The sequence below is a fragment of the Streptomyces sp. 2323.1 genome (assembly GCF_900221035.1).
Lineage (GTDB): Bacteria > Actinomycetota > Actinomycetes > Streptomycetales > Streptomycetaceae > Streptomyces > Streptomyces sioyaensis.
This window is the reverse complement of sequence record NZ_LT907981.1, coordinates 4642855-4659990: the sequence shown is the minus strand read 5'-3', so window position 1 is coordinate 4659990 and position 17136 is coordinate 4642855. Positions and strand designations below refer to the sequence as shown.

At 71.1% G+C, this 17136-nt stretch carries 14 protein-coding genes, 1 tRNA gene and 1 pseudogene; 8 read left to right on the top strand and 8 right to left on the bottom strand.

What is annotated here, in order from left to right; all coding sequences use genetic code 11:
- Positions 1-140: 140 nt before the first annotated feature.
- Positions 141-803 (bottom strand): TetR/AcrR family transcriptional regulator, encoded by a 663-nt coding sequence (locus CPH93_RS20075; RefSeq protein ID WP_096213608.1) that lies wholly within the window; start codon positions 801-803, stop codon positions 141-143.
- Positions 804-1128: 325 nt separating this feature from the next.
- Here CPH93_RS20075 and CPH93_RS20070 point away from each other — a divergent pair, with 325 nt between their 5' ends.
- Positions 1129-2376, top strand: a complete 1248-nt coding sequence (locus CPH93_RS20070; RefSeq protein ID WP_093483711.1) for a M6 family metalloprotease domain-containing protein — start codon at positions 1129-1131, stop codon at positions 2374-2376.
- 324 nt (positions 2377-2700) lie between these two features.
- Here the strand turns inward: CPH93_RS20070 and CPH93_RS20060 are convergent, their stop codons facing one another.
- Complete coding sequence (locus CPH93_RS20060; RefSeq protein WP_093483712.1) at positions 2701-3336, bottom strand: TetR family transcriptional regulator; 636 nt, start codon at positions 3334-3336, stop codon at positions 2701-2703.
- 103 nt (positions 3337-3439) lie between these two features.
- Between CPH93_RS20060 and CPH93_RS36230 the strand changes: the two genes are divergently transcribed.
- The gene (locus CPH93_RS36230) at positions 3440-3604 is read left to right on the top strand and encodes a hypothetical protein (protein ID WP_173909846.1); all 165 of its coding nucleotides are present in this window, start codon (positions 3440-3442) and stop codon (positions 3602-3604) included.
- The gene (locus tag CPH93_RS20055) at positions 3601-3924 is read left to right on the top strand and encodes a hypothetical protein (RefSeq protein WP_096213607.1); all 324 of its coding nucleotides are present in this window, start codon (positions 3601-3603) and stop codon (positions 3922-3924) included. Before CPH93_RS36230 ends, CPH93_RS20055 begins: the two co-directional genes overlap by 4 nt.
- A gap of 303 nt (positions 3925-4227) precedes the next feature.
- Here CPH93_RS20055 and CPH93_RS20050 read toward each other — a convergent pair whose 3' ends face one another.
- The gene (locus CPH93_RS20050; RefSeq protein ID WP_096213606.1) at positions 4228-5754 is read right to left on the bottom strand and encodes an alpha/beta hydrolase; all 1527 of its coding nucleotides are present in this window, start codon (positions 5752-5754) and stop codon (positions 4228-4230) included.
- A 440-nt stretch (positions 5755-6194) separates the two neighbouring features.
- Between CPH93_RS20050 and CPH93_RS20045 the strand changes: the two genes are divergently transcribed.
- From CPH93_RS20045 to recQ, 3 genes are all read left to right on the top strand, one after another.
- Positions 6195-7610 (top strand): amidase, encoded by a 1416-nt coding sequence (locus CPH93_RS20045; RefSeq protein WP_096215514.1) that lies wholly within the window; start codon positions 6195-6197, stop codon positions 7608-7610.
- 189 nt (positions 7611-7799) lie between these two features.
- Positions 7800-7875 (top strand) — tRNA-Arg (locus CPH93_RS20040).
- A gap of 303 nt (positions 7876-8178) precedes the next feature.
- Positions 8179-10230 carry a DNA helicase RecQ gene (gene recQ / locus CPH93_RS20035; protein WP_173909845.1) on the top strand — a complete coding sequence of 684 codons (2052 nt, stop codon included), beginning with the start codon at positions 8179-8181 and terminating at the stop codon, positions 10228-10230.
- Between the two features lie 139 nt (positions 10231-10369).
- Here recQ and CPH93_RS20030 read toward each other — a convergent pair.
- From CPH93_RS20030 to CPH93_RS20020, 3 genes and pseudogenes are all read right to left on the bottom strand, one after another.
- Positions 10370-11004 (bottom strand): annotated as a pseudogene (locus tag CPH93_RS20030) (RNA-guided endonuclease InsQ/TnpB family protein); the annotation flags it as partial.
- 348 nt (positions 11005-11352) lie between these two features.
- Positions 11353-12618 carry a sensor histidine kinase gene (locus CPH93_RS20025; RefSeq protein ID WP_093483715.1) on the bottom strand — a complete coding sequence of 422 codons (1266 nt, stop codon included), beginning with the start codon at positions 12616-12618 and terminating at the stop codon, positions 11353-11355.
- Entirely contained in the window at positions 12615-13331 is a 717-nt protein-coding gene (locus CPH93_RS20020; protein WP_096213605.1) for a hypothetical protein, read from the bottom strand. Before CPH93_RS20020 ends, CPH93_RS20025 begins: the two co-directional genes overlap by 4 nt.
- A gap of 356 nt (positions 13332-13687) precedes the next feature.
- Between CPH93_RS20020 and CPH93_RS20015 the strand changes: the two genes are divergently transcribed.
- Positions 13688-13972: a hypothetical protein gene (locus tag CPH93_RS20015; RefSeq protein WP_006605000.1), complete on the top strand. Its 285-nt coding sequence runs from the start codon at positions 13688-13690 to the stop codon at positions 13970-13972.
- A gap of 92 nt (positions 13973-14064) precedes the next feature.
- Here CPH93_RS20015 and CPH93_RS20010 read toward each other — a convergent pair whose 3' ends face one another.
- Positions 14065-14895, bottom strand: coding sequence for an isocitrate lyase/PEP mutase family protein (locus CPH93_RS20010; RefSeq protein WP_096213604.1), 831 nt, complete (start codon positions 14893-14895; stop codon positions 14065-14067).
- A gap of 254 nt (positions 14896-15149) precedes the next feature.
- On the opposite strand from CPH93_RS20010, the gene CPH93_RS20005 reads away from it, so the two are divergent.
- On the top strand, positions 15150-15539 hold the full coding sequence (locus CPH93_RS20005; RefSeq protein WP_096213603.1) for an ADP-ribosylation/crystallin J1: 390 nt from the start codon (positions 15150-15152) through the stop codon (positions 15537-15539).
- An 89-nt stretch (positions 15540-15628) separates the two neighbouring features.
- On the opposite strand, the gene CPH93_RS20000 is transcribed toward CPH93_RS20005, so the two are convergent.
- Positions 15629-17086, bottom strand: a complete 1458-nt coding sequence (locus CPH93_RS20000) for a glycosyltransferase family 39 protein (protein ID WP_231976895.1) — start codon at positions 17084-17086, stop codon at positions 15629-15631.
- Positions 17087-17136 lie beyond the last annotated feature (50 nt).

Here is a 17136-nt window from a genome sequence, read left to right as displayed (position 1 = left end):
ACGGGATGCCGGGAACGCAGGGCGGGACGACGGGACGAGGGCGGGACGTAGGAAGGGACGGGACGGGCGGGGCGGGCGAAGCGCTTCGGCGGACGAGGTGTTACGGCAGGCGAGGTCTTACGGCATGGCGCTCGCCCGGGTCATGAGCGGCACCTCAGGTCTTCCAAGGTGGCTGCGGCACCGGGGAGTTCGGAGCGGGCGGGCGTCTGCAGACCGTCCAGGAACAGTTGCAGATGCCGGTGCACGAACCTGTCGAAGTCCATACAGCTGCTGCTCGGCAACGGCCTGGTCAGCTGGGTGATCGCAACCATCAGATCGCCGACCGCGATGTCGGTACGCAACTGGCCGCTGTCGCGTGCGGCGCCCATGACGGCCTCGACGGCCGACTCCAGACGGTCGCGCGCCGCGAGCAGCTCGGGGTGGTCGCGGTCGACGCCGTCGGAGAGCAGGGGGCACAGCGCCCCGATCCGCTCCTCCACCGCGGCGTGGACGAAGCGCCTCAGCGCTTGGAAAGCATCGGACTCCTCGGCAAGGGCGCTCTCCGCTCGGTCCGCAGTACGGGACATGACGGAGAGCGTGACGTAGTGGATCAACTCCAGACGATCCGCAAAGTGACGATAGAGCGTCGCATTGCCGACGCCCGCGCGTCGAGCGATTTCATCGAGCGGGACCTCGGCCCCGAACTCGACCATCGTCTCGCGGGCGGCCGCGATGATCCGCTCCCGGTTGCGCAGGGCATCGGCCCGCAGACGGGGCTGCTGCCCCTCCTTCCCGGACGTCGCACAAGCGGTGGTGGCGGCCACGGCGGCTGGCTCCTCTCGCCTCTCGGCTCTCTCAGCACATCTCTGAAAACTCGGTCGGACGGCCGGCGGCGGGGGCCTCTCGACCTCTCCGGCACCCCTGCGCACCGAACCGGGGAATCGCTCCCCGCTTCATCCGACGTCTGGTTAAACGGGGACCCCCTCCCCGGATATTTCACGCCCCGACGTGACCTGAACCACACCCCACCCACTCGCGCCCGGCACGCCCCCATCCCCCACCTCCGGACCGACCCATCCGGCCCCGCCATGACTCCGGTTGACGTAACCCGGCGCGCGAGCGATCACCCGTCGACACAAGGTGATCGGTATGAAGCACAAGGTATCCGCGGTTCTGGCCGCAGGAGCGGCGACCGCGGCCGCGGCGATAGCCCTGGGCTCACCGCCCAGCGCCGTGGCCATACCCACCGGGCCCGGCGCCCCGCCGAGTGGCCCGTGTGCCCTGCGCGGCATCAGCGACGACGTCGCCGAATCCGCGGACACCCCCACAGGTTTCGCCCGTTCATCCGGCCACGTACGGGCGCTCACCCTCTTCATCGACTTCCCGGACGCGCACGCCACCCTGTCCCCCCGCGCCCGCTTCGCCGAGTTCTTCCCCGCCGCGACGGAGTACTTCCGCATCAGCTCGTACGGCAGGCTGACCTACCGCCCCATACCGCTGTTCCGGTGGCTCCGTATGTCACGGCCGCTCGCGGCGTACGGCATCGGGCGGGGCGCCAGCTTCGACCCGGGCTCGGACGGCGGCTACCACGCCCTCTCCCGGGAGGTGGTCCGCGCCGTCGACCCGCTCGTCGACTTCCGCGACTACGACGTCATCAACGTCATCGCCACCCCCAACGCAGGCCCGCCCGCGACCCGTACGGTCCTGTCGGTCACCTTCAGCGGCGGCGACATGGGGCTGCGGACCGCCGACGGGGTGCCGTTCCGCAACGCGTCCTTCATCTGGAGCCGGCAAATCGGGACGAGTGCCTTCCGCGTCCTCAATCACGAGAACGCCCACAGCTTCGGCCTGCCCGACCTCTACTTCACCGACGACCGCGACTCCTCGCCCCCCGTAGGGCACTGGGACCCGATGGACGAGGACTGGGGGCCGAGCAACGACTTCGTCGGCTGGCACAAGTGGAAGCTCGGCTGGCTCTCCGCCGAGCAGGTGCACTGCGCACCACGCCACGGGACCCCCGGCGAACACACCCTCACCCCGATCTCCACCCCCGGCGGCACCAAGATCGTCGTCATTCCGACCTCGCCCCGCACCGCGCTGGTCGTCGAGGCCCGCATCCGCGGCCTGCTCGACCCGGCGGTCTGCCAACCGGGCGTCCTCATCTACCGCGTCGCCACCCGGGTCGCCTCGGGCCGCGGCCCGCTCCGCATCGTGGACGCCACCCCGCGCAGCGGCGGCTGCTACCGGGACAACAAATACGTCGACCCGGAGCTGACCGATGCCACCTTCGGCCCCGGCGAGACCTTCACGGACCGCACCAGCGGCGCGGCCGTCACGGTCCTCACGGAAAACTCTGACGGCACCTATCGCGTACGGGTGACCCCGGCACGCGACTGACGGCACCCCGAGCGCGCGGACGAGGCAGATCCGGACGTGCGGGCCAGGCGTCGCGGGCCAGACGGGACGGTGCGAACCCGGCCATGATCCACCGGACAGGCCCTAGGGTCTGTCCGGTGGATCAGGGCCGGAAGGGCCGCGGCGTCTGGTGCACTGCACTCGCTGCGCTCGCTCCGTCTCGGCTCTCGCTTTCGTCTCTTGGATGCCGAGCTGCATCGCAAGGCGCCGGAGCGTCCTCATAGCGGAGCTATGCGGATGTTTCGGCAACGCCGCGAGGTGCCGTGCCAGACGCCGCGGACCCGGCCATGATCCACCGGACAGGCCCTAGTGTTCCTCCCGCCAGTGCCGCCGGCCGATGCTGATCAGCCGCAGCTGCCGGCGCGCGACCCGGACCACCTGCTCGGCCGCACCTTCCACCCCGTCCGCCTCGGCGTCGAGCAGTGCCGCGGCCGTAGTCACCAGCCGGTCCACGTACAGCTCCGCCAGCATCCGTACATCGTCATCGCACCAGCCTTCCGACACCGGCTGGGACTTGAGCGCCGCCGCGACCTCCTCCGCGAACCGGTCCAGCTCCCCCGCGATGGCCTGCCGTACGGCCCGTACGCCACCGTGCCGCTCGCGTGCCACGAACCGGATGTGCAGCGGATACCGGCGGACGTGCTGCTCGACGACCGCGACCGTACGGTCGATCCGCTCCTCGGCCCCGTCCTGCTCGGCGAGGATCGCCCGCACCATCACATGCAGGCTCCCCAGCGCCTCCTCGACCAGCGCGACGCCCAGCTCGCCCATATCGCGGAAGTGCCGGTAGAACGCGGTCGGGGCGATCCCCACCACCCGCGTCACCTCCCGCAGCCCCAGGCTGCTCAGGCTCTGTTCCTCCAGCAGTCCGAGGGCCGCGTCGAGCAACGCCTGACGGGTCTTCTGTTTCTGGGCCTGCCGGACTCCAAGACTGTGACTCATGTCATCCAGTAAACAGCCGTTCTCCGAACTACTCCACTCGTGGGCAGTCGTAGACTGGAGGAACTGAGTGAACAACTGTCCTCTGGAATCGGAAAGGAAGATCATGCTCTTCCTCGTCGCAGCCCTTCTCCTGATGGGGATCATGCTGGGCACCGCGGCACACCTCCCCATCCCCGTCACGCTCGTCGCGGCCGCCGTCATCGCCGGCTGGCTGCTCGTCTTCTTCCTCCGCGAACGCCGCCACCAGGACGAGGTGACCTCCCGATGACCACGCTCAGCCAGACCGCGCGGACGACCACGCCCGCACCGGCCACCGCAGCCGAGACCCCGCAGCGCCCCGCCTCCCGCCTCCGCGACCACGCGGACGGCATGGCCGTGGCCTCGTTCATCCTCGGCCTGCTCGGCACCCTGGTCCTCAACCTCCTTCTCGGCCCCTGCGCCCTGATCCTCGGCGGCCTGGCCCTGGCCCGCGGCACCAACCGCCGCGGCCGCGCCCTCCTCGGCATCGCCCTCGGCGCCGTCGACCTGCTCCTCCTCGCCCTCCTCACCACAACGGACGGCACGGTCAGCTGGCACATCGGCGGCTGACACCCGCCACACGGGGGCGCGACCGCTGCGGCGACGACCGCGACGGCGCGCCCCCGCACCGCGGCATCAGGCACAACGATGGCGGTGATCGATTCCCGACCACCGCCATCGGCATACCAGGGGCGCAACCCTCCCTCGCCGAGCGGCACTTGCCCCAGCCAGGGGGGACCTGACCGCCCAACCGGATCCCCGGCTTGAGCCCGGCCACACTCCCCCGGCCGCCGCGCGGCACGCCCCCGCCCGACAGCGCGATGAGGCTCTCGCACCCTCTACGACTGAGTGGTGTCTCGGTCCGGCCGGCCCTCAGGGGCGAGGGAAGACCGTGCCGTCGGGTGGAGTCTTCAGCGTGCGGAGGTAGCTGTCGATCGCCCGTGCCGGGAGGGGCGATTGGCACTTGCGGTAGAGCCAGTGGTCGACCGCATCGAGGGTCGCGAGGCGGGCGTGCGGGAAGGCGCGTGTCATGCGCTTGGCGCCGGGCAGCGGGGTCGCGAGATCGTGCTTCGCGTTGACCACCAGTACGGGCGGGAGCTTGCCCTTGGCCTGGGCCGGCTCGGGCTCGGTCGCGGCCGGCCATCCCTGGCAGCCGAGGATCATGTCCAGGGCCTGGGAGTTGTAGCGGGAGTGGGGGTTGGCGGAGGCGGCCTGCTTGAGCAGGGCGCGGTAGTGGGCGTAGTCGGGAAGGCGGAAGTCGTAGTCCCGGCAGATCACCGTGCGCCAGGCGACGTCCGGGGTGCTGGCTATCCAATAGACCTTGCCCTTGCCGCTGTGCAGGGCGGCCAGCTGCTGGGCGGTGGTCTTCGGGTTCCACTTGCCCAGGTAGTCGCTGAGGAAGCTGGTCAGCTGGTCGGCGGTGACCTTCTTCCGGGTGGGGCCGTGCGGTCCCGGCTCGGTGAGCTTGCCCGCGTCGGCGCGGGCGAAAAGCTGGCGGACGACGGCCTTCACATCCTGGCCCTTCAGGGCGCAGGAGGCTTCCTCCTCACACCAGTTGGCCAGTTGCTGCACCGCGTCCTCAGTGGCGGCGGACCCGTCCCTGAGGAAGCGTCGCGCATCCGGCCGGGAGGGGTCCATGGCGCTGTCGAGCGCCAGGGCCCGGAGCTTGTCCGGGAAGAGGCGGGCGTAGCGCTGGCCGATCAGCGTGCCGTAGGAGTGGCCGAGGAAGCTGATCTTCTTCTCGCCGAGGGCGGTGCGGATGGCCTCCATGTCGCGGGCGACGCTCTCGCTGTCCATGTGGTCGACGATCGGTCCGCTGCGCTCGCGGCAGCTGTCGGCGAGTTGCTTGTTGAGGGTGCGCATCCGCTGGAAATCGGCGGCGTTCCGTGGGCGGGTGGGGATCTTTTCGGCGAGTGTGTCGTCGCACCGGAGCTGTCCGCTACGGCCGATGCCGCGCGGGTCGAAGCCGATGATGTCGAAGCGCGCCCGGATGCTCTTGCTGTAACCCTCGACCGGGCTGTCGGCGTAATACGCGTCGTCCAGGCCGGCGCTACCGGGGCCACCAGGGTTGGAGAACAAGACGCCCACGCGCTTTTCGGGATCGGTGGCCTTCTGGCGGGCCACTGCAATCTCCATCTTCCGCCCGTCCGGCTTGGCCCAGTCGACCGGAACCTTCACCGTCCCGCACTCGGCCCGCTCGCTCGGGTCGGGATAGGGCGGCTCGGCCTTGGGACAGGCAGACCAGCGGATCGTCTGGGACAGAGCCGCGGCGGTGGCTGCGCCCGGATTCGCCGAGGCGCTCTGCGGGGCCAGGATGCACGCGGCGAGCAGTACAACTCCCGCCGACGACGCGACGCCGACCGCGCGGAGCGCCGCCCCAGAGGCCGTCGGCCGGGTCATCGCGCCACCTCCCCCCGCACGAGGTCGGCGTACGCGACAAACGCGCCTCCACTCCCTGCATGGAGCTCTGCCGCCATCACGTCGTTCCGTCCGCTGACCGGCCCTGGCAGCGCTTGGGAAGGGCGATGGGAAGTGTGAGCCGAATAATTCATGGCGTCACCTTTACGGCCTCCCATGATGGCCCCTCGATGGTTACTTCATGGCGAGGTAACAGTCGAACGCCCGCGCCCCGGCCTTGCGTTAACGAAGCCGGCCCATGCCCTGAGCCGGTGAGGCGGCCCTCCCCGCCTGCGCCGCCCACCACCGGGAAATACCTAGACCTCGACCTCCCGGCAGCCGGCTGCCGATCGAGCCACCCGCCCCCAGGTAGCGTTATCAAACACACATTCGAACCAAAGCAAGGGAGCCCAGATGTCCATGGTTTCGCGTGGTGAATGTCGATGACGTCAACCGACATCTGCTACCTGGACGCCACCGATCTGGCCGCTCGGATCCGGACGCGGGAACTGTCCCCGCTGGAGGTCGTCCAGGCGCACCTCGACCGGATCGAGGAGACCAATCCGAAGCTCAACGCCCTCGTGACGGTGACCGCCGAACAGGCCCTGGTTGCTGCGAAGGCCGCGGCCGAGGCGGTCATCCACAACAGGCCGCTGGGACCACTGCACGGCGTCCCGTTCACCATCAAGGACTCACTCGATTCAGCCGGCGTCCGGACCATGCGTGGCTCGCACCTGTTTGCCGACCACGTGCCGGACCGGGACGCCACCTCGGTGGCTCGCTTCAAGGCGGGCGGCGCAATCCCGATCGGCAAGACCAACCTGCCGGAGTTCTCCTACTGGACGGAGAGCGACAACCTCGTCTCCGGCCGCTCCCTCAACCCCTGGGATCCGGAGCGAACCCCCGGTGGGTCGAGCGGCGGGGAGTCGGCGGCCATCGCCGCCGGGCTGTCGCCGCTCGGCCTCGGCAGCGACGTCGCGATCTCGATGCGCGGACCGGCCCACTACACCGGCATCGTCGCGCTCAAGGCAACCCACGGCCGGATCCCCTTCACCGGCCACTGGCCGGACATCCTGCGCCGCTACTGGCACGTGGGCCCGATGGCCCGCAGCGTCCGGGACATCGAGGCGGCCTATGCGGTACTCGCCGGCCCCGACGGGCTGGACGGCTACGCCGTGGACATCCCGACCGCCGCCGCTCCCACGGAGGTTTCGGCCTCGCGGGCGGGCCTGCGGATCGGATGGCTGGTGCAGCCCGGCTTCGGCCCGGTGGACCCCGCGGTGGCGGCAACCGTGACCGCCGCCGCGGAGGCACTTGAGGACGCCGGCTGCCACGTGGAGGAAGTAGGCCTGCCGGAGCTGGACGCCTGCGACAGCACACAACTGAGCGCCACCCTCTTCCTGCCGGAAATCCTTCCGTACTTCAAAGAGCACACGGCGGGCCGGGAAGACGAACTGCACGCGGTGCTCCGGCACACGCTGTCGCTGCCGGACGTCCCTCTCGACGAGTACGTGACGGCGCAACGCACCGTCGAAGACCTCAAGTCCGCGTTCTCGACGTACTTCGCACGCCACGACGCACTGCTGTGCCCCGTCGTGACCATGCCCGCCCCCCTTCACGGCCAGACCCAGTACGACATCGACGGAGTAACGGTGCCCCCCTGGAACGTCATGCGCGCCACCGTGCCGTTCAACTTGACCGGCCTGCCGGCACTCTCCGTACCCTTCGGCACAAGCCCCGAGGGACTGCCGATCGGGGTACAGCTCGTGACGAAGTGGCACAGCGAGGACACACTGCTCCACCTCGGCACCCTCCTGGAGTCCGCAAGCCCGGTCCGTGAACGACGCCCGGCGCTCTGACGACGCGGCAGCCCTCCGCCACTCTGGCAGCGCCAGGAGCCATGGATCCGAATGCGGATCAAGCACCACCCGCTACACTGACCGCGGTGGTCCGGCCTCACGACCAGGCCTCCGCTCAATGGCGGCAAGTCGCCGGGATCATCGCGTCCACCTGGACCGATTTTCCCGACACGCTTCCGGCAGATCCCCGCCTCCGTAGCTCAGGGGATAGAGCACCGCTCTCCTAAAGCGGGTGTCGCAGGTTCGAATCCTGCCGGGGGCACCATGAGCCGCGTATGCGGCGGGCACGCCGAAGGCCCAGGTAGGCCGGTGAAGAACCGGACGCCTGGGCCTCAATCGTTCTCCGGGCGGTCGCGCTCGCTGCCACCGGGGCCGATGCTGTCCTCCCGGCCGGGCGCAGGCCCGGGCCGCCTTGCGCGGTACGGCCGGGGTGGGGGGCGGCCGGGGCGAGGCGCCGCCGTGCGACCAGGGCGAGGCGGCGCGGGTCGGGTCGGGTCGGGTCGTGCCATGAGAACCGGGTTATCCACAGGGTCGGCGGCGACCCCCGCGAAGCTCGTAGGCTTTCGGAATGGCTCTGGCGGACGTGGAAGTGGTCGTGGACATGGATGTGGAAGACGCTTCGGAGGTAAGCGAGGCGGTGCAGGTGCTGCGCCGTGTGTTCGGCTATGAGGCGTTCCGCGGCAGTCAGCAGGAGATCATCGAGCACGTCATAGGGGGCGGGGACGCGGTCGTCCTGATGCCGACCGGTGGCGGCAAATCGCTGTGCTACCAGATTCCCTCGCTGGTCAGGGGCGGTGTGGGAGTGGTGATCTCACCGCTGATCGCCTTGATGCAGGACCAGGTCGACGCGCTGCGGGCGCTCGGCGTGCGGGCCGGCTTTCTCAACTCGACCCAGGATCTGGAGGAGCGTCGGCTCGTCGAGGCGGAGTTCCTGGCCGGGGAGCTGGACCTGCTGTATCTGGCGCCCGAGCGGCTGCGGGTCGAGCAGACGCTCAACCTCCTGGACCGGGGCAAGATCTCGCTCTTCGCCATCGACGAGGCACACTGCGTCGCCCAGTGGGGCCATGACTTCCGGCCGGACTACCTGGCGCTGTCGATGCTGCACGAGCGCTGGCCCGATGTGCCACGGATCGCGCTGACCGCCACCGCGACCGAGGCCACCCACACGGAGATCACCTCACGGCTCCAGATGGCGAAGGCCCGCCATTTCGTGGCGAGCTTCGACCGGCCGAACATCCAGTACCGGATCGCGGCGAAGAGCGAGCCCAAGAAGCAGCTGCTGGACCTGCTGCGGAGCGAGCATGCGGGGGACGCGGGGATCGTCTACTGCCTGTCGCGGGCCTCGGTGGAGAAGACCGCACAGTTCCTGGTGGACAACGGCATCGCCGCGGTGCCGTATCACGCGGGCCTCGATGCCCGGACCCGTGCCGCGCATCAGTCCCGCTTCCTGCGCGAGGACGGGCTGGTCGTGGTCGCCACGATCGCGTTCGGGATGGGCATCGACAAGCCGGACGTGCGGTTCGTGGCGCATCTGGACCTGCCGAAGTCCGTGGAGGGCTACTACCAGGAGACCGGGCGCGCCGGGCGGGACGGCCAGCCGTCGACGGCCTGGCTGGCGTACGGGCTGCAGGACGTGGTGCAACAGCGGAAGATGATCGACGGATCGGAGGGGGACGAGGCGCACCGGCGGCGGCTGTCGGCCCATCTCGACTCGATGCTGGCGCTGTGCGAGACGGTGGAGTGCCGACGGGTACGACTGCTGGCCTACTTCGGGCAGGAGAGCGCCGCCTGCGGCAACTGCGATACGTGCCTGGCCCCGCCGCAGACCTGGGACGGCACGGTGTCCGCGCAGAAGCTGCTGTCCACGGTCGTCCGGCTGAAGCGGGAGCGCGGGCAGAAGTTCGGCGCGGGCCAGATCATCGACATTCTGCTGGGGAAGAAGACCGCCAAGGTCATTCAGTTCGACCACGACGGGCTGAGCGTCTTCGGCGTGGGCGACGACCTCAAGGAAGCCGAATGGCGGGGCGTCGTACGGCAGTTGCTGGCCCAGGGGCTGCTCGCCGTCGAGGGTGATTACGGCACGCTGGTCCTCACGGAGACGAGCGGCGAGGTGCTGGGCGGCAAGCGCGAGGTGCTGATGCGGCGGGAGCCGGAGAAGCCGGCGCGGGCGGCGAGGGCGAAGGCGAAGGGCAAGCGCGCGGCGCCGGCCGATCTGCCGGCGGAGGCGCAGCCCGCCTTCGAGGCACTGCGCGGCTGGCGGGGCCGGACGGCCAAGGAGCAGGGCGTCCCCGCGTATGTGATCTTCCACGACGCGACACTGCGGGAGATCGCCACCCTCCGGCCCTCGACGACGACCGAGCTGGGCACGGTCAACGGAGTCGGCGAGAACAAGCTCGCGAAGTACGGCACGCAGATCCTGGAGGTGCTGGCGGGGCGGGATCCTTACGAGGGCGCCGAGGGTGCGGAGGGCGCGGAGGGTGCAGACGCGGTCCCCGCAGCGGCGCCCAGGCCCGCCAGGGCCTCCGCAACCGCCCCGGTTGCCGCGTTCGATCCCGGTCCCATGGCACCGGAACCCGAGGACGAGGCACTCCCGGAGCCGCCGGACGACATCGACTGTTGACTCCTCCCCTTCTGAAGGAGGGGGATTCCTGGCTCACATCGCCTGCGGCCCGGCGGGCGTGCAGGTCTTACACGATCAGCACCAGCCGGGTATGAGACCAGCCCGGACCTGGGGGCACCTCCCAGCGGTAGCTGGGGGACATCACGCGTGCGGAGTTCTTGTCCCTGGGAGACACGAACCCGCACGCGGTGCAGGTATACGTTCGCATCGAAAGTAGTGCGTGCTTGGTTCTCGCTCCGCACTGCGCACAGTCCCTCGTGGTGTGCGCGGGGTGGACCAGGTACACGGCACGGCCGTGCTTGCGGCCCATCTCGATCAGCGCGCGTTTCGTGGCGCTGATCGCGGCGTCGGCCGCTTTGCGGGCCATGGTCGACTTGGCGAGGAACTTCGGACGAAAGTCCTCCACCGCCACAGCATCATGGTCACGGACCCCGCACTTCGCCCACTTGCGGCCGGTGTCCTCCCGTTGCCGCGCCCGTGCTGGGTGTGGGGCAAGTCGTGGGTATCGGAGGTGGTGGTGGCCGTCTCCTTCACCCCCCAGTCGATGCCGATCACGGCGCCGGTTTCGGGAAGGTGTTCGCTCGTCGCTGCGACGACGAAGCTCGCGTACCAGTGGCCGACACAGTCCCTGTACACGCGCACGCTCGACGGCGGGGTGGGGAGATCCCGCGACCACACCACGGTCAGGGCAATCCCGCCCGCCAGGTGCAGGCGCCCGTCCTTGATCCGGAAGCCGCGCCGCGTGTAATTCAGACTCGGCTCGGCCTCGCGCTTGCACTGACAGTTGAGCACTCTCGATCATCGTGAGGTGCTCCGCCCCGCCACGGCGCGGGTGCCGGATCGCCCTGATGACGATCTGGCACCCGCGCCCTGCTCCGCAGGAGACCGATTCCTCCCCTCGTGAAGGGCGGGGCTTCCTCGGAGGTTCAGATGAAGTCACCCGCGGGGACGTTGCGTTCACCGGAGCTGCCGGGCGAACCGGCCGCCGGCGTCGACGAAGTCCGGGTCACCCGACGGCGTCGGCTACGACCAAATCATCCGGCAACGTCGACGACGACCAGGGCATCCGGCAACGACCGAGTCCCCGGCGACGGAGATGCCCAGGCCATACGGCCGACCGCCTCATCCGACAACCGCCCCCTGAGGCAGTCGCAGGAGGGTGCGGGCGCCGCCGTCGGGGGCGTTGGTGAAGCGGAGGTCGACGCCCAGGACGGCGGACTGGCCGACGGCGATGGTCAGGCCCAGCCCATGGCCCCTGCCGCGGCCCGGGGCATCGGTGCGGAAGCGCTGCGGACCGTGGTGCAGCAGGTCGGCCGGGTAGCCGGGCCCGTGATCGCGCACCACGATGGTCGGCCGGGGCTCGGACGCGGCGTCGACGGTGACGACGACCGGGGCCCGCCCGTGCCGGTGTGCATTGATGACGAGGTTGGCGAGGATGCGGTCGAGGCGGCGCCGGTCGGTCTCGACGACCGCGTCGGCGGCGATCCGCACCTCGGTGTCCAGCCCGGTGGCGGCCACGCAGCGCCGGACCAGCTCCCCGAGGTCGTACGCGGCGAGATCGGCGCGCTCGGTGCCGGAGTCGAGCCGGGAGATCTCCAGCAGATCCTCGGTGAGACGGCGCAGCGCCCGCAGCCGGTCGTTGATCATCTCCTTGGGGCGGCCCTCCGGCAGCAGCTCGGCCGAGGCGAGGATGCCGGTCAGCGGCGTCCGGAGCTCATGTGCGACATCGGCGGTGAAGCGCTGTTCGGCCTGGAGGCGGCTCTGCAGCGAGCCGGCCACCGAGTCCAGCGCCGCGGCCACCGCCGCCACTTCGTCCTGCCCCGCCGCGCCGCCACCCGGCCCCTGAACGTCGCCCACCCGGGCATCCAGATCTCCGGCGGTGATACGGCGGGCGACCGCCGCGGTGGTGCCCAGCCGGCGGCTGATGCGATGCGCCAGGAACAGTCCGGCGAGGGCGACGGTCGCGGCGGCGAGCACCGCCGAGCCGAGGATGGCGGTGTCGAGGCGGTCCAGGGAGCGGTGGACGGTGCCGTACGGCTTCCAGGCGGCCATGACCTGGCCGTCGGCCGGTGCCGCGGCCCACATGACGGAGCGGCCGTGGTAGGTCCCCACCATGGTGCCGCGCTGACCGGAGCGCGCCAACCGGCGCAGTTCCGTGGGCAGTTCAGGCGGGTCGAGGAGGGAGTTGAGGCCCTCACGGGAGGTGCCGTACTCGAACAGGTCCAAGGCGGTGTCCAGGTTCGCGCGGGCCTCCTTGCGGACCTGGCCGACGGTCTGACGGGCCACCGCATTGTGGACGAGGACGCCGAGGACCGCGGCGACCGCGCAACTCACCGCCATCACGGTCAGCGCGATCTTCCAGCGGAGGGAGACCGCCGGCGGCCTCACGGGCTGCCGCCGACGGCCTGCGGGGTCTGCGGGGTGCGGGCGTCGTCCAGGGTGAGGTTCCACAGGTCCATCGCGTGGCCGTCCCAGACGTAGTCGGTGACGCTGACGTAGCGCGGGTCCTTGGTGGGCTCGCGGAGGGCGAGATGCCCCGCCGCCAGCTCGACCCCGGCCAGCACCCCGCGTACCACGAGCACCCGGGTCACCACCATGTTCCGGACGCTGTAGACCCGCAGTTCGCTGAAGCGGGGGCCGAGGTCGACGGCCATGAGCAGATCCGGCTTCCCGTCGTCCGTGAGGTCGTGCAGCACGGGACGGCGTACGGCCCCCGGCGCGGGCGGGGTCCCGCCCTGCGCGGCGACATCCGCATCGAGGACGGCGAGCGGGTTCGCGTCAGCCATGCTGCCGCCGGGGATCCGCGGGACGCCCGGTACGGGCACCAGCACGGCCGGATTCTCGTTCCGGCTGGGCGGGGCGGGCGAAGAGCCGGGCCACAGCACCAGCGGCGCATCCACGTCCCTGGCCCGCCCCTCGTCCTGCAGGCCCTCCAGGTTCGTGCATCCGGTGAGGAGGGCGAGTGCGGCGAGGGCCAGTGCGGTGCGCGAGATCGGGGCGGCGCCGGAACGCGGGGCGGTGTCGGAACGCGGGTCGGTGCCGGAACGCGGGGCGGTGTCGGAACGCGGGGTCGCCGCCGTGCGTGGTCGCCGCCGTCCCATCTCGTCGCCACCGCCTTTGCCGTCTCGCCGCGTCGCCGCCCTGCGCCTGCCGCACAGGGCCGGTGCCCGGCCGATCGCCGCACCAGCAATTCGGCAATTCATCGGATATGCGGACGTAGCTCTACATCACGCTATCCAAGGCAGCAACGGGCGGAACCTCCAACTCGACCATTACGTGGCTCCGCAGGGCTTTTACGGCGGTCGACTGGGCCATTTGGGCGATGCCGTCACAGGACCGATCCCAGAGATCCCGGTGACTGTTACACAACGTACGGATTGCCGTTAAGGACGCTCCGTAACGTGCCTCCTGTACCTGCCCCTAGGACGGCCCGAGCCGCCCACGACGAGGAGTGCCCATGCGGGCCCAGCACCGCTCCGTGATCCGTACCGCCGCCGTCGCGACCGGCGCGCTGGCCGTCCTGCTGCTTCCCGCGGGCGCCGCATTCGCCGCCGACTCCACCGCGCCCACGGAGAGCCGGACTTCGATCATGCTGCCCGACAACGGGCTGGCCGGACTGGCCGAGAAGGCCGGCCACCTGCCCAAGGCGGGATTGGTCGCCGGTGTGGGTGCGCTGGGTGTGGCCGGTGCCGCCACCGCCGTGCACCGCCGTCGCAACGGCAGCCGCGGCCGGCAGGCCTGAGCCGGAGTCGGAGTCGGAGTCGGCAGGCTTGGCCGAGGTCGGCAAGCCTGAGCCGCCGCCGCACCGAAGCACTGCGTCCGCCCCCTACTCGCCTACTCCTCACCCGCCACCAGGCGCTGCACCTCCTCGTACGCCATCACCTCGCCGCCCGCCGCGTCCGCCGGGCGCTGGGCCGTACGGATGGTGTCCGCCGCCGCGAGGGTGGCCTGCAGGGCCGTACGGAAGAGCAGCGAGCCGGTGCTGATGCGGCGCACGCCGAGCTCCGCCAGATGGCTGACGGTGTGCCGCCCGGGTGCGAAGAGAATGTTGAGCGGGGCGGGGATCTCGGCGGCCAGGACCGACACGTCCTCGTCGGCGGTGACCCCCGGTACGAAGATGCCGTCCGCACCCGCCGCCAGGTAGGACTCGGCGCGGGAGAGCGTCACCGACAGCGGTGGCGGGGCGTCCTCCAGCCAGTGGGTGTCGACCCGGGCGTTGAGGAACAGGCTCGGCGCACGCTCCTTCACCGCGCTGATCAACTCGGCCTGACGGACCGGATCCTGCAGCCCCTGGCCGCCGGGCAGCCCGTCCTCCAGATTCAGCCCCGCGGCCCCGGCATCCGCCAACTCGCCCACCAGATCCCTGACTTGGCCGATGTCCCCGCCGAACCCCCCTTCGATGTCGACCGTGTACGGGCAGGCCAGCCGGCCCGCGAGCCGCCGCGCCAGGGCCAGCGTCGCGTCCCGGACCTCGGGGCGGCCCTGCCCGTCCGGACAGCCCTGAGCCGCGGCGATGCCCAGGCTCGTGGTGCCGATCGCCGCATACCCGGCCCCGGCGAGCGCGAGGGCCGAGGGGACATCCCAGGCGTTGGGCAGCAGCAGCGGCTGATCGGCGTGGTGCAGCGCATGGAAGTGGAAGGTGGCGTACTCCGGGGAGGTGCTCATACGGGCACCGTAGGCCGGACTCCCTCAGGTAGGCACCGAAGACTCGCGGCGGACAACGGAGTGATGACCACTCCGGCGTACAGCGCCGCCCCCGCGAGGCCGGCCGCGCCGCTCCCGGAGCGCCTCCGCGGGATGGGCGCACCGGCGCCCGGGGTCCCGATCCGCCCGGCCCGCACACCGGACGCCCGCACACCCGGACGGCGTGCCCCGAAAACCCCCGTGCCCCTCCCCTTGCGCCCCCGTACCGTACGAACATGATCGAGATGCCGCGCCAGGAGGAGACCTCCCCCGCCACCCGCACCCTCTGGCGGCCCACCGGGCCCGAGGAGCTCGCCCTGGTCGAGGCCTCCGGCTGGCGCGCATGGCCGCCGCGCCTGCCCGACCAGCCGATCTTCTATCCCGTGCTCAATGAGGACTACGCCATACGGATCGCCCGCGACTGGAACGTACCGGCCTCCGGCATCGGTCACGTCACCCGCTTCGAGATCGAGGCGGACTTCGCCGAGCGCTATCCGGTGCGGCAGGCCGGCGGCCGCACGATCCTGGAACTGTGGGTTCCGGCAGAGGAGTTGGCCGAGTTCAACGGGCACATCGTGGGCCGGATCGAGCTGGTCCACACCTTCCGCCCACCGCAGGTACCGTGACGCACCACCACCTCCTGCCCTGACGGGCCACGCCTCGGCCCAGCACACCCGCACCGCCATAGCCGGACCCCACCCCGGCAGCGCCCCCGCTACCCACCCCCACGACAAGCCCCCGGACGCCCATAGAGCGTGACCCGGGCCCCCCGCACCACCGTGCTGCGGCAGATCGTGAAGGCGTCGTGCAGCGTGGCGCGTTTGGCGATCTCCTGGTCGTTGTCGTCGGGCGGTGCGCCGTCCGGGTCGCCGGCGACGACGATCCGGCGGGCGGTCAGCATCCGCGCGCGGATGGCATCGCCCGAGAGCTCGGTGCCGTAGAGGGTGTGCGAGGCCGACGGGGTCTTCGCCAGTGCGAGGTCGTGCAGCCCGCGGAAGTCGTGCGGCAGGGTCGCGCGCCAGATCCGCCGCCGGGCGGGCATGAACAGCAGGCCGTCACCGGGCTCGGACAGCGCACGGACCGCGTCGGCGACCGCGGTGACGTCGTCGACCCGGCTGTCCGGGCTGCGCAGATGGCCGTCGACGGGCAGCAGCATCGCCAGGACCAGCACCACCGCCAGCGCCCACCGCAGGCGCCGGCCCCGGGTCTGGCCCTGCTCCCCGGCCGGCCGCAGCAGCCGCGCCAGTGCGGCGCCCGCCAGCAGCGCGAACCCGACGACGTAGTAGAGGACATAGCGGTCCACGTACGCCGGTTCGACGTGGGAGAGGAGCAGCAGCAGGAGGGTGGGCAGCAGGAGCAGGGGGAGGGCGAGTGCGCGCAGGCCGATCGGGCCGCGGGAGCGGACCCGGACGCGGGAGCAGGCGATGCCGAGGACCGCCAGGACGGCGAAGGTCAGCAGCTGGACGGGGTCCGGCCACATGAGCCAGCTGATCTGCGCCGACTGCCGGGTGCTGAAGACCGCGAGCGGGGCCAGACCGGCGAGGACGGCCGCCGCGGAGAGCAGCCAGGCGCGCAGTACGCGGCGGGGCAGGCGCGCCAGGATCACCGCCGCGCCGTGCGCGGGCAGCGCCAGCGAGGCGAACTCGTGCAGCAGACAGGCGCACAGCATCAGCGCCGTATAGCCGAGCCACAGCTTGCGGCGCGGGCGGGCGGCGGCCAGGACCAGCAGATAGCTCGCCCAGACGACCAGCGCGCAGACCGTCGCATACGAGCGTCCCTCCTGCGCGTACTGCTGCACGACGGGGATCAGCGCGAAGGTGAGGCCCGCGAGCAGCCCCGCCCGCCGCCCGACCAGGCGCTGTCCCAGCAGGGCGACCCCCGCGGCGGCGGCCGTCATCGCGGCCACGGACGGCAGCCGCAGGCCGATGACCGCGCCGAGAACGTCGTCGAGGGTGGCGTCGTAGACGAGGAACCAGCAGTGCATCAGCGCGTAGTAGAGGCCGTGTACGACATCGACGTGCTGGAGCGTGGGCCACAGGTCGGCCAGGCTGCGGTGCGCCATGTCGTAGGTGACCGCTTCGTCCCGCCAGATGGCGTCCTGCCGGCGGATCCCCCAGGCGCCCAGGAACAGGATCAGCCCGGAGGGCATCAGCACCACCGCGCCCTGTGCCACCCACGCACCACGGGCGGCTACGGCGGACGCATATGTCTTCTGTGCTTGCG